Source organism: Pseudomonas sp. RT6P73, from assembly GCF_054897715.1.
Genome location: NZ_JBUBUV010000002.1, coordinates 2,222,667 through 2,239,418 on the forward strand (window position 1 = coordinate 2,222,667; position 16,752 = coordinate 2,239,418).

Below are 16,752 nucleotides of genomic sequence, written 5' to 3' on the forward strand. Positions count from 1 at the left end.
TGCCTTAGTGTTGACCTGTGCTTGATCACAATAAAAAAGGTGCTCTCCACTGAGGGGCGCCCTACGAGAGGACAGCCATGCGGGCCAGTCGAGTCACTGCAAAGCCTAGCCTTTGTTTGGCGTTGGTGGGCGGCGTCTTCGCGACGCTGCTCAACGGTTGTGGCGATGAGCCGAAAAGCCCGGCGATGCACAGCGAAGCGGCCGCCGCCATGCCCACCGACGCCGCACTGGCACAGGTCTACGACAACAGCTGCAAACTCTGCCACGCCAACCCGGCGGCCGGCGCACCGTTGACTGGCGACCAAAAAGCCTGGGTGCCGCGCGTGCAGCAGGGCACCGACACGCTGCTCGACCACGCGATCAACGGCTACAACGGCATGCCGCCGATGGGGATGTGCATGCAGTGTTCGCAGGAAGAGTTCCTGGCGCTGATTGCCTTTATGTCCGGCCAGCGAATCCAACAATAAGAACGGCAGGGTGCAATTCATGACGATGGATTTAACACGGCGTCAGTTGCTGCAACGGGCGAGTGTCATTGGCGCCTTCACCGCGCTGGGTTCAACCCCCGCGTTGGCCGAATTCTTGCGCGCGCCACGGCTGATTCCCTGGCGCAATTGGTCGGGCGGGCAGAGTTGCCTGCCGGCGGCGCGGCTGGCGCCCAAGACCCTGGACGAACTGACCCAGGTGATCCGCCAGGCACCGGGCAAGGTTCGTCCGGTCGGCTCGGCGCATTCCTTCAGTGCGCTGGTGCCCACTGACGGCACGTTGCTGTCGCTGAGCTACTTCACCGGACTGCTCGATCACGACGCCCAAACGCTGCAGGCCGAGTTCGCCGCCGGCACGCCGATGTCACGCATGGGCACGCCGCTGAAGGATATCGGCCAAGCCCTGCAGAACATGGCCGACATCGATTACCAGACTCTGGCCGGGGCGATCTCCACCTCGACCCACGGCACCGGCAAAAACTTTCAATCCTATTCGGCCCACGTCTGCGGCCTGCAACTGGTGAACGCCAATGGCGAAGTAATGGACTGCGACAGCACGCGCCATCCAGAGGTGTTCAACGCGGCGCGGGTATCACTCGGCGCGCTTGGCGTAGCCACCAAAGTGCGCCTGCAAAACCGTCCCGCTTATCGCTTGCGAGAGCGCCAGTGGATCGCCAAGACCGAAGAGCTGCTGGAAGACCTCGACACGAACACCCGGGAAAACCAGCACTGGGAAATGCTCGTGGTGACCCATTCCGACTACGCCTTGTCGATCGCCCTGAACGAAACCACCGACCCGCCCACACCGCCGATCCCGCCAGATGAGGAGGGCGGCAATGAGTTCGTGACGCTGATCGAGAAGATCGACAAATACGCCAGCGACTTCCCCGACCTGCGCCGCACTATGCTGAACAACTTGCGCCATCTGGCCAGTTTCGATGATCGGGTGGGCGACTCGTTCGACATCTACGCCAATGTGCGCACGGTGCGTTTCAACGAAATGGAATATTCAGTGCCGGCGGAACACGGCCCGGCGTGCTTGCGGGAGATTCTGAAGCTGATTCAGGACAAGGACCTGCGCACCTGGTTTCCCATCGAGTACCGCTACGTCAAAGCCGATGACATTCCCCTGAGCATGTTTGAAGGCCGCGACAGTTGCTCGATTTCGGTCCATCAGCATTACCAGATGGATCACCACAATTTCTTCGCCGCCGTCGAGCCGATTTTCTGGAAGTACAACGGCCGGCCACATTGGGGCAAGTTGCACACGCTCAATGCGAAGAACCTGCAGCCGTTATATCCGCGTTGGCAGGAATTCATCCAGGTTCGACAGGCACTCGACCCCAGCGGCAAATTTCTCAACGCGCATTTATCGTCGATTCTGGGGGTGAGCTGATGGCGGTCAATCGTCGTAACTTTCTGCTCGGGACCGTCGGTGTCGGCGCCTTGCTCGCGGGCGTTGGCGCGTGGCTGCGACCGGGTGACCGGGGCGGTCCGTACAGCGACTATTTCCGGGCGCTGAACGATGAGCTCAAAGCCTACGGCCCGATGCGGCCGGTGATGCTGATCGACCTGGACCGGCTCGACCACAACATCGATGTCGTCACGCTGTCGGTGAAGCGCGGCGGCAAGCATCTGCGTCTGGTGGAGAAATCACTGCCGGCGCCGGGGCTGCTGAGCTACATCACCCAGCGCACCGGCAGCCAGCGCTTGATGTCATTTCATCAGCCGTTTCTCAACCATGACGCGGTGCAGTTTCCCCAGGCCGACATTTTGTTGGGCAAGCCGCTGCCGGTGCGTTCGGCCGAGTTGTTTTACACATCGCATAAAGGACCGTTCGACCCGTCGAAGCAGTTGCAATGGCTGCTCGATACGCCGGAGCGCTTGCAGCAATACCTGGCATTGGCCAAGGGATTGGGCACGCGATTGCGGGTGAACATTGAGCTGGACGTGGGTTTGCATCGCGGCGGTGTCGGTGATCTGGCGGTGCTCGGGCAGATGCTGACGCTGATCAGCGCGAACCCGCAGCACCTGGAGTTCGCCGGGTTCATGGGCTACGACCCGTTCGTGGGCATGGGCGTGCCGGGGATTCTGGGGTCGCCCGAGGAACTGTTCGCCAAGGTCATGCTGATTTACAACCGCTGCGTCGACTTCACTCGTCAGCAATTCCCTGGGTTATGGCGCGAAGGGTTGACGCTCAATACCGCCGGAAGCCCGAGTTATCGCATGCACGAGCAGGAAAGCCTGAGCAGTGAAGTGTCGGTGGGCACGGCGATGCTCAAGCCGACGCACTATGATTTGCCGTCGCTGGTAGAGCATGTGCCTGCGGCGTTTATCGCGACACCGGTGTTAAAAAGCACCGGCGCGGTGAACATTCCGGCGCTGGACGGCAAGTCGAGGTTGTTTTCGTGGTGGGACACCAATCAGCGCGAGACTTTCTTTATCTATGGCGGCAACTGGATGGCGGAGTTTGAATCGCCGCAGGGCTTGCGGAGTAATGGGGTGTATGGCCGCAGTTCGAATCAGGAGATGGTGAATGGTTCGGCGGCGGTGGGGCTTGGGGTTGAGGATCAGGTGTTTTTAAGACCGACCCAGACTGAATCGGTGTTGTTGCAGTTTGGGGATTTGTTGGCGGTTCGAGGGGGCCGAATCGTCGACACCTGGCCCGTATACTCCTGAACAAACCCAATCACCCTGTAGCAGCTGTCGAGTGAAACGAGGCTGCGATCTTTTGATCTTGTCTTTTAAATCCAGATCAAAAGATCGCAGCCTCGTTTCACTCGACAGCTGCTACAGGGGAAGGGAAGTCACTTAGAACGCATACGGAATACTGACCTTCGCCCAAAGCATCTCGCCCTCAGGCCGGTTTTCTACATCGAACTCCTTGGCCCAGCGAATCTCCGCGCTGGCGTACTTCAAGAAGGTCAGGTGCAACGCCGGCCCGATTGCAAACACTTGCCCACGCACGCCGTCATTCACGTCCTCGCCATTGAACTGCACGGTCCTGCCGAACTGCTTGTCGTCGGTGGTCTGCTTCAAGTAGTAGCCGTTCAGCCCCAGCATCAGGTTGTCGGTGATCTTGTAACTGGCCGAATAATCGAAGTGGAAAATCTGCCCCGACTTGTAATCGGTGTCCTTGTTTTTTTCGTTGAAGCTGTACGTCGTCTTCATCGACACCTCGGTGCTTTCCGTCGGCAGCCAGGTGAAGGAAAACAGCGGTTTGTAGGTGTAGAAATTGTTGCTGGTGTTGGCCAGGCGATCGACGCTGTATTCGCCGGTGGGCACGGTGATTTCCACGGCGGCGCCGAGGGTCAGGTTCTTGCCCATGTCCCAGAGAATGATCGGCGCGATGGTGGTGTCACCCATGCCTTCGCGGGTGTCCTGCAAGCCGAACACCGAGACTTCCTGTTTCAGCCACGGTTGGCCGATATAGCCCGCCAGCCGCCCGCCAAAAATGCGCACCGGGCTGAGGTAATCCAGGCGCGGGATAACCGCTGTGGATTCGATCTCGACATTCGGCACCTTGCCGCCCAGCGAACTGATGTTCAGCTTTCTGGACTTGTAGTGGTTGTAGTAGAGGTTGAACACAACCATGTTGTCCGGAAGGCTGTCGACCTCCAGCGGCAACATGGAAAAACCGTCGGTGCCGGTGCCGATGTTGTCCACGCCGGCCTCGGTGGCCAGTGCCGGTTGCAGGGCGCAGACGCCGGCCAGGCTGATGATCAACAGGGGAAGTGTCGTGCGGGTCGGGTTCATGTGTGTACTCATTATTATTGTTAGCGGGAGCACCTGCGGCCACACGGAGGCCGCCCCATAGAAATAAGCTGTCTGCGCCATGCGGGGCAGGGTATTGGCGGCCATTAGGGGGACTTCTGCGGACAGTCTTTAAACCCTGTGCTAACTTCCGTCGACATAACCGGTAACAAAAATAAGAATGCAGCCTGATCCGGAATGTCTAGCCCCATGCAGATGAAAGTGATCGATCCCACCTTTGAATTGGCGCTGGTTTCGCCTTTTCTGTTGCAAACCCTGGCCGAAGTCGCCGAGCAAAAAGGCATCAATCCCGACAGCCTTTGCCGAGGCCTGGGTTTTACCCTTGACGATCTCCAGGACCCTGCGCAGCGCATTTCCTATCGGCAAGCCGTGGCCATGATTCAGCGCGCACTCAAGGTCTTGCCCAATCAGGGCCTGGGGTTGTGGGTGGGTGCACAGAATGTGCTGGGCACGCTTGGGCTGCTCGGGCATGTGCTGTCGTTATGCAAGACTCTGCGCGATGCCTTTGCACTGGGCATTCGGCATCAGCACACCTCGGGCGGCATCGTGGTGTCGAGCGTGGAGGAGGCGGGCGATCGGGTGTTCGTCGACGTCGAATGTCGCTTGCCGTTCGCCGACGTGCAGTTGTTTGCGGTCGAGGAGTTTTTCGCCAGCCTGCTGGTGTACGGCCGGGCGCTGGCGGGCGCCGACTTCAAGCCGATGACGGTGGAATTCATGCATGCGGCGCCAGACTATCTCAGCGAATACCAGCGGTTGCTGAGCCCGGACGTGCGTTTCGGTTGCCGGCAAAACCGCATGGTGATCGCCGCCCATTGGCTTGACGTGCATTTGCCCAATCACCATTCACTGGCGCTGCGTCAGGCGGTCAAATTGCTTGAGTTGGAAGCCGCGCAGGTTCATCAGAAAATGGACTTGATCCAGGCCGTTGAGCGTGCGATTTCCCGGGACCTGACCGAGGGCAGTCACATCGAGAAGATCGCCGGCGACCTGAACATGAGCAGCCGCACCTTGCGCCGCCGCTTGACCGAACATGCGCTGACCTTCGAGACGCTGCTGGAACAAGTGCGCCAGGCCCGCACCATGAGCCTGCTGGCCAACCCGGACATGTCCATCGAGCGCATCACCGAGGAAGTCGGTTACAGCGACGTGCGCAGCTTTCGCCGGGCCTTCAAGCGCTGGACCGGCATGAGCCCGAGTGCCTTCCGCAACGAAACCCCACTCTCAACGAGCCTCCTGTAATTGGATGGACTCGCCCAAGCCGAGGCGTCAATGCGCCACGGTGGCAGTCTAAACAGCCAACGACAGCGAGGGCGAGTCCATGAAAAAGCATACTTCGATTGATCAATCCCTGTCTTCTTCCGATTTGTCGGTCTGCACCACCGTGGCGGTCGATCTGGCCAAGCAGGTCTTTCAGGTCGCCGGGGAAGATGTCCTCGGCCAGGTGCACTACGAGCAGCGGATCAAGTCGCGCGAGGCGTTTTATGAGTTTCTCCGCCAGTTGCCACCTCATGTCGTGGTTCTGATGGAGACCGGTCCGGGTGCTCAAGCCTGGGCCCGGCAGCTGCAAGACCAAGGCAATCTGGCGCGGATTCTTCCAGCCCGTTTGGTGGCCACACATCGCAGCGGGCCTAAAAATGATCGCAACGATGCGCTGGCGATTCTGCGGGCTGGTCGCGATGAAAAGATCTACGCAGTGCCGGTCAAAAGCGTTGCGGCGCTGGCAATGCAGGCATTGCATCGCGCCCGCCAGGGCTATGTGCGTCGACGCACGGCGGTGAGCAATCAGATGCGCGGCCTGCTGCTCGAGCATGGCGTGGCCTTGGCGCAGGGCGATGTTGCGATCAGCCAGAAAATTCCGCGGGTACTGGAAGATGCCACCCAGCCGGTGCCGGGCGTGCTGCGTGAACTGATCGACGAACTGTTGGCCGAGTGGCGCCATTTGGGCGAGCGCATCAGCGTGCTGACGGGGCGCCTGGAAGTGGCCGCCAACGCCGACATGACGGCGAAGCGACTGATGACTGTGCGCGGCATCGGCCCAGTCACTGCCACGGCACTGGTGGCCAAGGAAACCAAGCCTGAGCGATTTCCCAATGCCCGCAAGTTTGCCGCGTACTTTGGCATGGTGCCTGACCAGCACAGCAGCGGGCAGACGGTCCGGCTGGGGGACATGACCAAGCGAGGCGATGTTTATTTACGCAGCCTGATGATCCAGGGAGCCCATGCGGTACTGCAACAACTACGACCTGATTCCCAGCAACCCGATGACCGCCGCTTGTTGCGCTGGATGAGCCGACTGGGCCGTAAGGAGGCTGCGATCAGGCTAGCCAACCGCAACCTGCGAATCGTCTGGGTGCTTCTACAGAATGACCAGACTTATCGTCGCCAGGCGGGTGATGGCCAGCAAGCGACGATGAGCCACTGAGCGACAGAGTTCTGCCACCGAGGTACTAACTGTCCGGCCCTTTGCTGAAAAAAAATTGACCCCAGGTAAGACCGGCGTGGATTGATGCCTTAGCTGCTACTGGCCTTCGAGGCCTGACTGTAATCGGCATACCACGAGCTCTTCCAATTTTGGCCAGAAGCCGAAGACGGCTTCCTCGAATAGGCCTAATACATAGATGCAACGGGGCGGCGGTTTTTCAAAAGCGGGTAGACAGTGGGGGCAAGTCCATACATAGCAGCTGCCGAGCAGCGCGAGGCTGCGTTCGGCTGCGAAGCAGTCGTAAACCCTATGAGCAAAGTATCCCTGATACACCGCAGTGCCTGATTTCACGACTGCTGCGCAGCCGAACGCAGCCTCGCGCTGCTCGGCAGCTGCTACAGGTCGGCGCACACAAACCATCGCTCCCCGGTTAAACTCCGCGCTCTTTTTAAGGAGTTCATATGAGTTACTACCAGCCGGGCATTCTCGCCACCCCCGTTCCGCCTCAAGCCCGTCATATGTTCTTCGCCCTCGAATCTGCCGAAGCACTACCGGCCGCGCTCGACAACTTGATGCAACTGGTGGACGGGAAATCGGCGGTGGTCGGCTTTGGTGAATCCCTGGTCAAGGCGCTGCTCGCTCAGATCGATGGCCTGCGGCCCTTTCCCGCGCTGACCGGTGTCGGCGTCGACAACCCGTCGACCCAACACGCGCTTTGGTGCTGGTTGCACGGCGTCGACCGTGGCGAATTGCTCAATCGCAGCAACGCCATCGAAGCCGCGCTGGCCCCGGCCCTGCGCCTGGTGCAGATGAACGAAACCTTCCGCCACATGACCGGCCACGACCTGACCGGCTACGAAGACGGCACCGAAAACCCGCACGACGAAGCCGCCGTGGCCGCCGCGCTGTTGGGCGAAGGCGCTGAAGGCCTGGTCGGTGGCAGCTTCGCCGCGATCCAACAGTGGCAGCACGACCTGAAAGGCTTCCACGCGATGCCGTCCCATGAAAAGGACAACATCATGGGCCGTCGCTTGAGCGATAACGAAGAACTCGATGACGCGCCGATTTCTGCCCACGTCAAACGCACCGCCCAGGAAAGCTTCGCCCCCGAAGCGTTCGTGGTCCGTCGCTCGATGCCGTGGATCGAAGGCGATCGTGCGGGCCTGATGTTCCTGGCGTTCGGTTTTTCCCTCGACGCCTTCGAAGCCCAACTGCGGCGCATGAGCGGACTGGAAGACGGCATCACCGATGGTTTGTACCGCATCAGCCGTCCGATCACCGGCGGCTACTACTGGTGCCCGCCGCTCAAGGACGGTCATCTGGACCTGCGCGCCTTGCGCATCGGCTAAGGATCAAGGAGAGAACATGGACGTAGTGCGCTGGGGCATGATTGGTTGTGGCAGTGTTGCTGAACGCAAGAGCGGGCCGGCCTTTTACAAGGCGCCCGGTTCGGCGCTGGTGGCGGTGATGGGACGGCGACTGGATGCGGTCACCGACTACGCCGCACGCCACGGCATCGCCCGGGTTTACACCGATGCGCAATCCCTGATCAATGATCCCGAGGTGGACGCGGTGTACATCGCCACGCCACCCGACAGCCACCACGCGTATAGCTTGCTGGTCGCCGCCGCCGGCAAACATTGCTGCGTCGAAAAACCGATGTCGCTGAATGCCGGGCAAAGCCTTGATATGCAGAAGGTATTTGCCGACGCCGGATTACACCTGTTCGTTTCCTATTACCGACGTTCGCTGCCGCGCTTTCAACAAGTACGGCAGTGGTTGGAGGAGGGACGGATCGGCGAGGTGCGGCATCTGTCCTGGACCCTGACCAAAGCCCCTTCGCCGAACGATCTGGGTGGCGCCGACAATTGGCGCACGGACCCGGTGATTGCCGGCGGCGGCTACTTTGCCGACCTGGCCAGTCATGGTTTCGATCTGTTCCAGTATTTGCTCGGGGATATCGTCGAAGTCGCTGGTTTCACCGCACGGCAGGCGGGTTTGTATGCCGCCGAAGACGCCGTCAGCGCCAGTTGGCGGTTCGCTTCGGGTGCCTTGGGCATGGGCTGCTGGAATTTCGTCGCCGACCGCCGCGAAGATCGGGTCGAGCTGATCGGCAGCCAGGGCCGGATCAGTTTTTCAGTGTTCGACGAGCATCCGGTGCAGCTTGAAGCCGATGAACACCTCAGTCTGCACATCAACCATCACGAGCACATTCAGTGGCATCACGTGCTGGGCATGAACGCTCACATCCGTGGCGAGGCGCAGCATCCTGCGGTGGCCGAACACGCGGTAAAAACCGACTGGGTGATGGACCAGATCCTAAAGCGCACCTGAAGCCAGGCAATCTCACTGCCGAAACCGAAGCCGTTGTAGCAGCTGCCGAGTAGCGCGAGGCTGCGTTCGGCGACGAAGTCGTCGTAAAACCTGCGCATGCGGTCATCCTGATGCACCGCGTGGCCTGATTTCACGACTGCTACGCAGCCGAACGCAGCCTCGCGCTGCTCGGCAGCTGCTACAAAGCCTGCGGTTGTCTGGCGAATCTAACCTTATGCTTAATCAGTATTTCTCAATCCCCACACCCGCTCTCTAAGATCACGTCATAACTCGTTATAACAAGTGATCTGCCATGACCGATAACGTTCTATCCCTCAGTAGCGTCCCGCTGCACACGCAACTGCGCGATGTGCTGCGCGCCCGCATCCTCGACGGTGAGTACCCGCAAGACAGCCAGATGCCTTCCGAAAGCGAACTCGGCGCGGTGTTCAAGGTCAGCCGCATCACCGTGCGCCAGGCCTTGGGGGATCTGCAGAAGGAAGGGCTGATCTTCAAGATTCACGGCAAGGGCACGTTCGTCGCCAAGCCGAAAACCTTCCAGAACGTCAGCACCCTGCAAGGCCTGGCCGAGTCCATGACCGGTCGCGGCTACGAGGTGATCAACCGCCTGCGCAGCTTCAAATTCATCCCCGCCGACAAGCTCGTCGCCGAGCGTTTGCAGGTGGCCGAAGGCGAGACCGTGGCGCAGATCAAACGCGTTCGGCTGATCAACCGCGAGCCGATCTCACTGGAAATCACCTACCTGCCCAAAGCCATCGGCGAACGGCTGGAGAAGGCCGATCTGGTCACCCGCGATATCTTTCTGATCCTCGAAAACGACTGCGGCCTGGCCCTGGGTCATGCCGACCTGGCCATCGACGCAGTGCTGGCCGACAGCGACCTGACCCAGGCGCTGAACGTCGAACCGGGCTCGCCGATCATGCGCATCGAACGCCTGACCCACGATGCCAGCGGCCAGCCCGTGGACTTCGAACACCTTTACTACCGCGGCGATGCCTTCCAGTACCGCTTGCGGATCGACCGGCAAAAAGGGGATCAGGCATGACCCACAGCTCTATAACCAGAAGAACTCTGGAGCAGGAATACGACATCGTCGTGATCGGCGGTGGCACCGCCGGGCCGATGGCGGCGATCAAGGCCAAGGAGCGCAACCGCGATCTGCGGGTGCTGCTGATCGACAAAGCCAACGTCAAACGCAGCGGCGCGATCAGCATGGGCATGGACGGCCTGAACAACGCGATCATTCCTGGCCACTCGACACCGGAGCAGTACACCAAGGAAATCACCATCGCCAACGACGGCATCGTCAACCAGGCGGCGGTGTATGCCTACGCGACCCATAGCTTCGAGACTATCGAGCAACTGGACCGGTGGGGCGTGAAGTTCGAGAAGGACGAGACCGGTGACTACGCGGTGAAAAAGGTTCACCACATGGGCGCCTACGTGCTGCCGATGCCGGAGGGACACGACATCAAGAAAGTCCTGTACCGCCAGTTGAAACGGGCGCGAGTCAGCATCACCAATCGGGTGGTTTGCACACGGTTGCTGACGGACGAAGAGGGCGCAGTCAACGGCCTGATGGGTTTCGACTGCCGCACCGCCGACTTCCACGTGATCAAAGCCAAAGCCGTGATCCTCGCCTGCGGTGCAGCCGGGCGACTGGGCTTGCCATCCTCCGGTTACCTGATGGGCACCTATGAAAACCCGACCAACGCCGGCGACGGCTACGCGATGGCTTATCACGCCGGCGCCGAACTGGCGAACCTCGAATGCTTCCAGATCAACCCGTTGATCAAGGATTACAACGGCCCAGCCTGCGCCTACGTCACCGGCCCGCTGGGCGGCTACACCGCCAACAACAAGGGCGAACGCTTTATCGAGTGCGACTACTGGAGCGGGCAGATGATGTGGGAATTCCACCAGGAACTCGAAAGCGGCAACGGCCCGGTGTTCCTCAAACTCGATCACCTGGCCGAGGAAACCATCCAGAACATCGAAGAGATCCTGCACAGCAACGAACGCCCGAGTCGCGGGCAGTTCCACGCCAATCGCGGCACCGACTACCGCACGCAGATGGTCGAGATGCACATTTCCGAAATCGGCTTTTGCAGCGGCCACTCGGCGTCAGGCGTGTGGGTCAACGAGAAGGCCGAAACCTCGGTCAAGGGTTTGTACTCGGCGGGTGACATGGCGGCGGTGCCGCACAACTACATGCTCGGCGCGTTCACTTATGGCTGGTTTGCCGGGACCAACGCGGCGGATTTTGTCGCCGGACGCGAGTTTTCAGCGGTCGATGCCAGGCAGATCGAAACGGAAAAACTAAGGGTCTACGCGCCACTGGATCGCGAACACGGCCTGCCGCCAGCACAAGTGGAATTCAAGTTGCGCCGCTTCGTGAACGACTACCTGCAACCGCCGAAAGTGACCAAGAAGATGCAAATCGGCCTGCAACGTTTCAGCGATATCCAGCGCGACCTCGATCAGATCAAGGCCCACAACGCCCACGAACTGATGCGCGCCATGGAAGTCAGCATGATCCGCGACTGCGCCGAAATGGCTGCCCGCGCATCCTTGTTCCGCGCCGAAAGTCGCTGGGGGCTCTATCACTATCGGGTCGATCACCCGCAACGCAATGACAGCGACTGGTTCTGCCATTGCCACCTGAAGAAGGGTGACGACGGCCAGATGACCAGTTTCAAGAAAGCCGTCGAGCCTTACATCATCCCGCTGGATGCCGAAGAAATGCAGGCTTACGACCGGCTGCGGGTCGGCGCGTTTGCGGCCTGAGTATTAGAAAAGAGAGAACCGTGAAATGGCCTATCAACCCCAGGAAATTTTCTTCCGCTCCAACGCGCCGGTCACGGTCGACGAGGACCTTTGCATCGCCCACAAAGGCTGCACCGTGTGCGTCGACGTCTGCCCGATGGACCTGCTGGCGATCAACCCGGCCACGCAAAAGGCCTACATGGCCTTCGACGAATGCTGGTACTGCATGCCGTGCGAAAAGGACTGCCCGACCGGAGCCGTGAAAGTCGAAATCCCTTATTTACTGCGGTGACTGAAAGGACGCCATCGCTGGCAGGCCAGCTCCCACAGGGATTTGCAGTGGGACACAGATTTTCGCTGGCAATAGAGAACCTTGTGGGAGCTGGCCTGCCAGCGATGAGGCCCACCCAGACAACCCAAAGCCATCCGGAAACACCGGACGCTGGATTCACCCAACACCCCTCGTTTCCCACCACGCCCTGATCGTGGCGGAGACGAACATCCTATAAATGATTCGAGGGGATTCACCATGTCTTTGCCAACATTGCTGCGTGCAGCATTCGCCGGTCTGGTACTGGCCTCATTCACTCTGTCGGCCTCGGCCGAAACCATCCGCATTGCCATCGGCACCCAGGACACCACGATCAATTGCGCCGCTGGCGGCCTGTTGATCCGCGAGCTCGGCCTGCTGGACAAATACCTGCCCCATGACGGCCAGTACAAAGACGCCAAATACGAAGTCGAGTGGAAGAACTTCACCAGCGGCGCACCCCTGACCAACGAAATGGTCGCCGGCAAACTCGACTTCGGCGCCATGGCCGATTTCCCCGGTTCGTTCAACGGGGTGGCGTTCGAAACCGCGGGCAAACACAGCCTGTTCATCAGCGTCCTCTCGGGCAGCATCAAGGGTAGCGGCAATGGCATCGTGGTGCCGAGTGCGTCGGGCGTGCAGTCATTGGCAGAGCTGAAGGGCAAGACCATTTCCGTGCCGTTCGCCTCCACCGCCCATGGCATGTTGTTGCGCGCCGTCGCGGCGCAAGGCTGGGATCCGCTCAAAGACGTCAACATCATCGCCCAGCCGCCGGAAGTCGCAGGCTCCGCGTTGCAAGCCGGGAAGATCGACGCCCACGCCGACTTCGTGCCGTTCGCCGAACTGTTCCCGAGCCGTGGTTTTGCTCGCAAAATTTATGACGGTTCCCAAGCGGGTGCACCGACTTTCCACGGCGCGCTGGTCGATCAGAGCTACGCGAAAAAGTACCCGGAAATTGTCGTCGCTTACTTGCGCGCAAGTATCGAAGCCAATCAACTGCTGACGGCCGAGCCGGAGAAATACAGCGAACTGATCGCCAAGGTCACCGGCGTCGATGCCGAGGTCAATTACCTGTTCCATGGCCCGCTGGGCGTGCAAACCCGCGACCTGAGCTGGAAGCCGGAGTACCGCCAGGCCGTAGGCACGGCGATCGACACCCTCAAGCTGCTGAAAAAGGCTGATCGGGGGCTCGATCTCAATACCTTTATCGATGATCAGTACATCCGCGCCGCGTTCAAGGCCTCGAACCTGGACTACACCGCGCAACTGGCCAACTACGCACAGACACCACTCAAAGGCGTGGATGCGGCGAGCGGTAAAGCCATCACCGACTTCAGTCATGTGGCCGAGATCTGGGTGCGTGGCGAGCCAAAGGTTCGGCAATACGCTTCGGCGGAGTCGGCATTCACTGCATTGGCCAGTCTGAAACAGGAAGGCAAAAACATCCGCGCCGTGTATGCCCAGGCGAGTGACAGCGGGATCAAGTTGCTGGCGGATCAGGCGTGGTTTGCCAGTGATGCCAAGGGCCGCCTCAGTGCATTCCTGCTCAAAGGCCAGGCCCAACAATTCGCCACGGCCCAGGGCGGCAAAGTCCTCGACTTCACCGACGCCACCACCCAGGCCGTTGCCGTTCGCTAACCCCCAGACGCACTGATCCCTGTAGGAGCGAAGCTTGCTCGCGAAGGTGTGTCAGCCAAAATTGACTTAGCTGACACACCTTCGCGAGCAAGCTTCGCTCCTACAGGGTTCTCGGTTGAGAGGATGAATTGTGTTCGGATCATATTTACGCTGGATTCCAAGAGCCGCCTCACTGCTGCTCTGCCTCCTGTTCTGGCAACTCGCCGCCAGCCACCACTGGAACCTCGGCCTGGTGACCTTCGCCAACGTCCCGACCCCGGTGGCCGTGATTGAAGCCGCACTCGGCCTCGGCGATTCCGGCAAGCTCGCCCAGCACCTCGGCAGCAGCCTCAGCCGGGTCTTCGCCGGTTACCTTGCGGCGCTGGTCATCGGCATTGTCCTGGGCCTGGCCATCGGCCGCTCGAAATGGGCCGAGGACTTGTTGCTGCCACCCCTGGAAGTCCTGCGCCCGATCCCCGCAGTCGCCTGGATTCCTCTGGCCATCCTGATGTTCCCGTCCTCAGAACTGTCGATGGTCTTCATCACCTTCACCGGCGCGCTGTTCCCGATCCTGCTCAACACCGTGCACGGCGTCGAAGGCGTCGACCCACGCCTGATCGCCTCGGCCAAAAGCCTCGGGGCAGGGCGTCGGGCGATTCTGCTGGAGGTGATCCTGCCGGGCGCGGCACCGAGCATCATCACCGGCCTCGCCATCGGCATGGGTACTTCGTGGTTCTGCCTGGTGACCGCCGAAATGATCTCCGGCCAATACGGCATCGGCTATTACACCTGGGAGTCCTACACCATCCAGAACTACGCCGACATCGTCGTCGGCATGTTGCTGATCGGCGTACTCGGCATGGGCAGCAGCCTGCTGATCAAACGTCTCGGCGGGCTGTTCACGCCGTGGCACCGACCACGAGGAAAAGCCTGATGAGCGTGATGCAAACCCCTGAAGGGCGGATCGACATCCGCCAACTGTCCATCGTCCTCGGCGAAAACCAGCAAGCCTTCGAAGCCGTGCAAGGCCTCGATTGCCAGATCGAGCCGGGGCAGTTCGTGTGCATTCTCGGGCCGTCCGGGTGCGGCAAATCGACCTTGCTCGGCGCACTGGCCGGGCATCTGCAATCGTATACCGGCACCCTGAAAGTCGACGGCGCGCAGGTTTCAGGTCCCTCGCCCCAGCGCGGCATGGTGTTCCAGCACCACACGCTGTTCCCTTGGCGCACTGTGCGCGACAACGTCGCCTTCGGCTTGAAAATGCGCGGCATCGGCAAAACCGGACGCCACAAAGCGTCCGATGAAATCCTTGCACTGGTAGGCCTCGAAGGCTTCGCCGACCGTTGGCCCGACCAGCTCTCCGGCGGCATGCAGCAACGGGTGGAGATCGCCCGGGTGCTGATCAATCGCCCGCGCCTGTTGCTGATGGACGAACCCTTCGGTGCCCTCGATGCGCTGACCCGGCTGAACATGCAGGAACTGCTGCTGGATATCTGGACGCGGATTCGCACCACCGTGGTGTTCGTCACCCACGACATCGACGAAGCGCTGTTCCTCGCCGATCGCCTGTTGGTCATGAGCTCGCGCCCCGGTCGAATCATCGAAGACCTGCGCATCAACTTCCCCCGGCCGCGCACCACCGAACTGGTGACCAGCCACGAATTCTCCCGCCTGAAACGCCATTGCCTCGAATTACTGCGTCACGAAGACGGTCGGCAGTTACCCCGCCTGAACCCTCTCGGACTTCCTCCTGAAAACAAACTGCCGCGATTTGCCCTATGACCTCTCTATTCGATGTAACCGACAACGACGACATTCTTGCCCTGCAACCGCGCCTGACCGACGACGATCCTGGCGTGCGCCGGATCGCGCTGATTGAACTGGCCGACCTCGAAGAACCGGATGGCCTGCTGTGGCTGGTCAATCGCCTGGCTGAAGACCCGACCGAAGAAGTCCGCGCCGAAGCCGCACGCTTGCTCGAAGCCTGGGAAGACGAACCTGTGGTCGAAGCGCTGTGCCAGGCCCTGACCGATCCATCATTGGCGGTGCAGTCTGCCGCCGCGCAAAGCCTCAGCCTGCTCAAGAGCGAAGCCGCGGGCCGAGTGATTCTGCCGTGGACCGGGCATGCCGAGATCAGCGTGCGCATCGCCGCGTTCAGGGCCTTGCGCGAGTTGCGTTTTCCCGATGCCGCCGCGGCTGCTTCAGGCGCCTTGAACGATGAAGACGCCGGGGTTCGCCGCGAGGCGGTTGGCGTGCTCGGCTGGCTCAAGCAGCTTGATGCATTGCCGGCGTTGGCGAAGTTGGCGAGTCACGACCCGGACACCGAAGTCCGCCGTGCCGCCACCGGCGCCCTCGGCCTGGCCTCCGATGCTCAAGTGCTGCCCGCGCTGCGCCAGGCGTTGCAGGACCACGCCTGGCAAGTGCGCGAGGAAGCCGCCACCACCCTGGGCAAAGTCGGCCATGTCGATGCCGGTTCCGCCCTGGTCGACGCCTTGAGCGACGATTACTGGCAAGTCCGCTTGCGCGCCACCCGCAGCCTCGGCCGCTTGCGTTTCGTCCCGGCCCTCGACGCGCTGATCGAAACCCTCGGCCACCGCATCAGCAACCTGCGCAAGGAAGCCGCGCTGGCCCTCGGCGAGTTAAACGAAAAAGGCGCCATCGCACCCTTGCAGGCCGCGCAAGACGACGGCGACCCGGAAGTGCGCAAAGCCGTGCGCATCGCCTTGAGCCAGCTGCAATGAACCCGGTGGCGATTGGTAATTCCCAGGGGCAACAACAGCTGCGATTGAACTGGCCGGACGGTCGTGAGCAGCTGCTGGGCCATGCCGAGTTGCGCCGCCAGTGTCCGTGTTCGCAATGTCGGGCGTTTCGGTTGCAGGGGCTGACGGTGAAAGTCGATGAGCGCATCCGCGTGATTGAACTCAACCAACAGGGGTACGGCCTGCAACTGATTTTCAGCGACGGCCACGAACGCGGCATCTACCCGTGGCCCTACCTCTCAGCCCTGTAGGAGCGAGCGATGCGGCGATCCGACTTGCCCGCGA

Annotated in this window: 16 protein-coding genes; 15 read left to right on the top strand and 1 reads right to left on the bottom strand. The window is 60.8% G+C overall.

What is annotated here, in order from left to right; genetic code table 11:
• Nucleotides 1–77 precede the first annotated feature (77 nt).
• The 3 genes from ACYZT6_RS10975 (at nucleotide 78) to ACYZT6_RS10985 (ending at nucleotide 3,164) form a co-directional block, all read left to right on the top strand.
• Entirely contained in the window at nucleotides 78–467 is a 390-nt protein-coding gene (locus tag ACYZT6_RS10975) for a c-type cytochrome (RefSeq protein ID WP_462026901.1), read from the top strand.
• Nucleotides 468–552: 85 nt separating this feature from the next.
• The gene (locus ACYZT6_RS10980) at nucleotides 553–1,881 is read left to right on the top strand and encodes a D-arabinono-1,4-lactone oxidase (RefSeq protein WP_462029931.1); all 1,329 of its coding nucleotides are present in this window, start codon (nucleotides 553–555) and stop codon (nucleotides 1,879–1,881) included.
• Between the two features lie 74 nt (nucleotides 1,882–1,955).
• A complete protein-coding gene (locus ACYZT6_RS10985) occupies nucleotides 1,956–3,164 on the top strand; it encodes a DSD1 family PLP-dependent enzyme (protein ID WP_462029932.1) in 1,209 nt (402 codons plus the stop codon).
• 132 nt (nucleotides 3,165–3,296) lie between these two features.
• Here ACYZT6_RS10985 and ACYZT6_RS10990 read toward each other — a convergent pair whose 3' ends face one another.
• Nucleotides 3,297–4,241, bottom strand: a complete 945-nt coding sequence (locus tag ACYZT6_RS10990; RefSeq protein WP_462026902.1) for a SphA family protein — start codon at nucleotides 4,239–4,241, stop codon at nucleotides 3,297–3,299.
• Nucleotides 4,242–4,448: 207 nt separating this feature from the next.
• Between ACYZT6_RS10990 and ACYZT6_RS10995 the strand changes: the two genes are divergently transcribed.
• From ACYZT6_RS10995 to ACYZT6_RS11050, 12 genes are all read left to right on the top strand, one after another.
• Entirely contained in the window at nucleotides 4,449–5,498 is a 1,050-nt protein-coding gene (locus ACYZT6_RS10995) for an AraC family transcriptional regulator (RefSeq protein WP_462029933.1), read from the top strand.
• A gap of 124 nt (nucleotides 5,499–5,622) precedes the next feature.
• Entirely contained in the window at nucleotides 5,623–6,681 is a 1,059-nt protein-coding gene (locus ACYZT6_RS11000; RefSeq protein WP_462029924.1) for an IS110 family RNA-guided transposase, read from the top strand.
• Nucleotides 6,682–7,142: 461 nt separating this feature from the next.
• A complete protein-coding gene (locus ACYZT6_RS11005) occupies nucleotides 7,143–8,030 on the top strand; it encodes a Dyp-type peroxidase (RefSeq protein WP_462026903.1) in 888 nt (295 codons plus the stop codon).
• A 16-nt stretch (nucleotides 8,031–8,046) separates the two neighbouring features.
• Nucleotides 8,047–9,015, top strand: coding sequence for a Gfo/Idh/MocA family protein (locus tag ACYZT6_RS11010; protein ID WP_462026904.1), 969 nt, complete (start codon nucleotides 8,047–8,049; stop codon nucleotides 9,013–9,015).
• Between the two features lie 292 nt (nucleotides 9,016–9,307).
• Complete coding sequence (locus ACYZT6_RS11015; RefSeq protein ID WP_462026905.1) at nucleotides 9,308–10,060, top strand: GntR family transcriptional regulator; 753 nt, start codon at nucleotides 9,308–9,310, stop codon at nucleotides 10,058–10,060.
• Nucleotides 10,057–11,802: a fumarate reductase/succinate dehydrogenase flavoprotein subunit gene (locus tag ACYZT6_RS11020; RefSeq protein WP_462026906.1), complete on the top strand. Its 1,746-nt coding sequence runs from the start codon at nucleotides 10,057–10,059 to the stop codon at nucleotides 11,800–11,802. The genes ACYZT6_RS11015 and ACYZT6_RS11020 overlap by 4 nt, the downstream gene beginning before the upstream one ends.
• A gap of 25 nt (nucleotides 11,803–11,827) precedes the next feature.
• Nucleotides 11,828–12,073, top strand: a complete 246-nt coding sequence (locus ACYZT6_RS11025; RefSeq protein WP_007946457.1) for a 4Fe-4S dicluster domain-containing protein — start codon at nucleotides 11,828–11,830, stop codon at nucleotides 12,071–12,073.
• Nucleotides 12,074–12,310: 237 nt separating this feature from the next.
• Complete coding sequence (locus ACYZT6_RS11030) at nucleotides 12,311–13,729, top strand: ABC transporter substrate-binding protein (RefSeq protein WP_462026907.1); 1,419 nt, start codon at nucleotides 12,311–12,313, stop codon at nucleotides 13,727–13,729.
• 130 nt (nucleotides 13,730–13,859) lie between these two features.
• The gene (locus ACYZT6_RS11035) at nucleotides 13,860–14,642 is read left to right on the top strand and encodes an ABC transporter permease (protein WP_462026908.1); all 783 of its coding nucleotides are present in this window, start codon (nucleotides 13,860–13,862) and stop codon (nucleotides 14,640–14,642) included.
• On the top strand, nucleotides 14,642–15,490 hold the full coding sequence (locus ACYZT6_RS11040; protein WP_462026909.1) for an ABC transporter ATP-binding protein: 849 nt from the start codon (nucleotides 14,642–14,644) through the stop codon (nucleotides 15,488–15,490). Before ACYZT6_RS11035 ends, ACYZT6_RS11040 begins: the two co-directional genes overlap by 1 nt.
• The gene (locus tag ACYZT6_RS11045; protein ID WP_462026910.1) at nucleotides 15,487–16,449 is read left to right on the top strand and encodes a HEAT repeat domain-containing protein; all 963 of its coding nucleotides are present in this window, start codon (nucleotides 15,487–15,489) and stop codon (nucleotides 16,447–16,449) included. The genes ACYZT6_RS11040 and ACYZT6_RS11045 overlap by 4 nt, the downstream gene beginning before the upstream one ends.
• Nucleotides 16,446–16,718, top strand: coding sequence for a DUF971 domain-containing protein (locus tag ACYZT6_RS11050; protein WP_462026911.1), 273 nt, complete (start codon nucleotides 16,446–16,448; stop codon nucleotides 16,716–16,718). Before ACYZT6_RS11045 ends, ACYZT6_RS11050 begins: the two co-directional genes overlap by 4 nt.
• Nucleotides 16,719–16,752 lie beyond the last annotated feature (34 nt).

Coding starts and splice junctions, on each gene's coding strand:
- ACYZT6_RS11040 (WP_462026909.1), top strand. CDS start 14,642: ATGAGCGTGATGCAAACCCCTGAAGGGCGGATCGACATCCGCCAACTG.
- ACYZT6_RS11020 (WP_462026906.1), top strand. CDS start 10,057: ATGACCCACAGCTCTATAACCAGAAGAACTCTGGAGCAGGAATACGAC.
- ACYZT6_RS11045 (WP_462026910.1), top strand. CDS start 15,487: ATGACCTCTCTATTCGATGTAACCGACAACGACGACATTCTTGCCCTG.
- ACYZT6_RS11005 (WP_462026903.1), top strand. CDS start 7,143: ATGAGTTACTACCAGCCGGGCATTCTCGCCACCCCCGTTCCGCCTCAA.
- ACYZT6_RS10995 (WP_462029933.1), top strand. CDS start 4,449: ATGCAGATGAAAGTGATCGATCCCACCTTTGAATTGGCGCTGGTTTCG.
- ACYZT6_RS11015 (WP_462026905.1), top strand. CDS start 9,308: ATGACCGATAACGTTCTATCCCTCAGTAGCGTCCCGCTGCACACGCAA.
- ACYZT6_RS11050 (WP_462026911.1), top strand. CDS start 16,446: ATGAACCCGGTGGCGATTGGTAATTCCCAGGGGCAACAACAGCTGCGA.
- ACYZT6_RS11030 (WP_462026907.1), top strand. CDS start 12,311: ATGTCTTTGCCAACATTGCTGCGTGCAGCATTCGCCGGTCTGGTACTG.
- ACYZT6_RS11010 (WP_462026904.1), top strand. CDS start 8,047: ATGGACGTAGTGCGCTGGGGCATGATTGGTTGTGGCAGTGTTGCTGAA.
- ACYZT6_RS11025 (WP_007946457.1), top strand. CDS start 11,828: ATGGCCTATCAACCCCAGGAAATTTTCTTCCGCTCCAACGCGCCGGTC.
- ACYZT6_RS10975 (WP_462026901.1), top strand. CDS start 78: ATGCGGGCCAGTCGAGTCACTGCAAAGCCTAGCCTTTGTTTGGCGTTG.
- ACYZT6_RS10990 (WP_462026902.1), bottom strand. CDS start 4,241: ATGAACCCGACCCGCACGACACTTCCCCTGTTGATCATCAGCCTGGCC.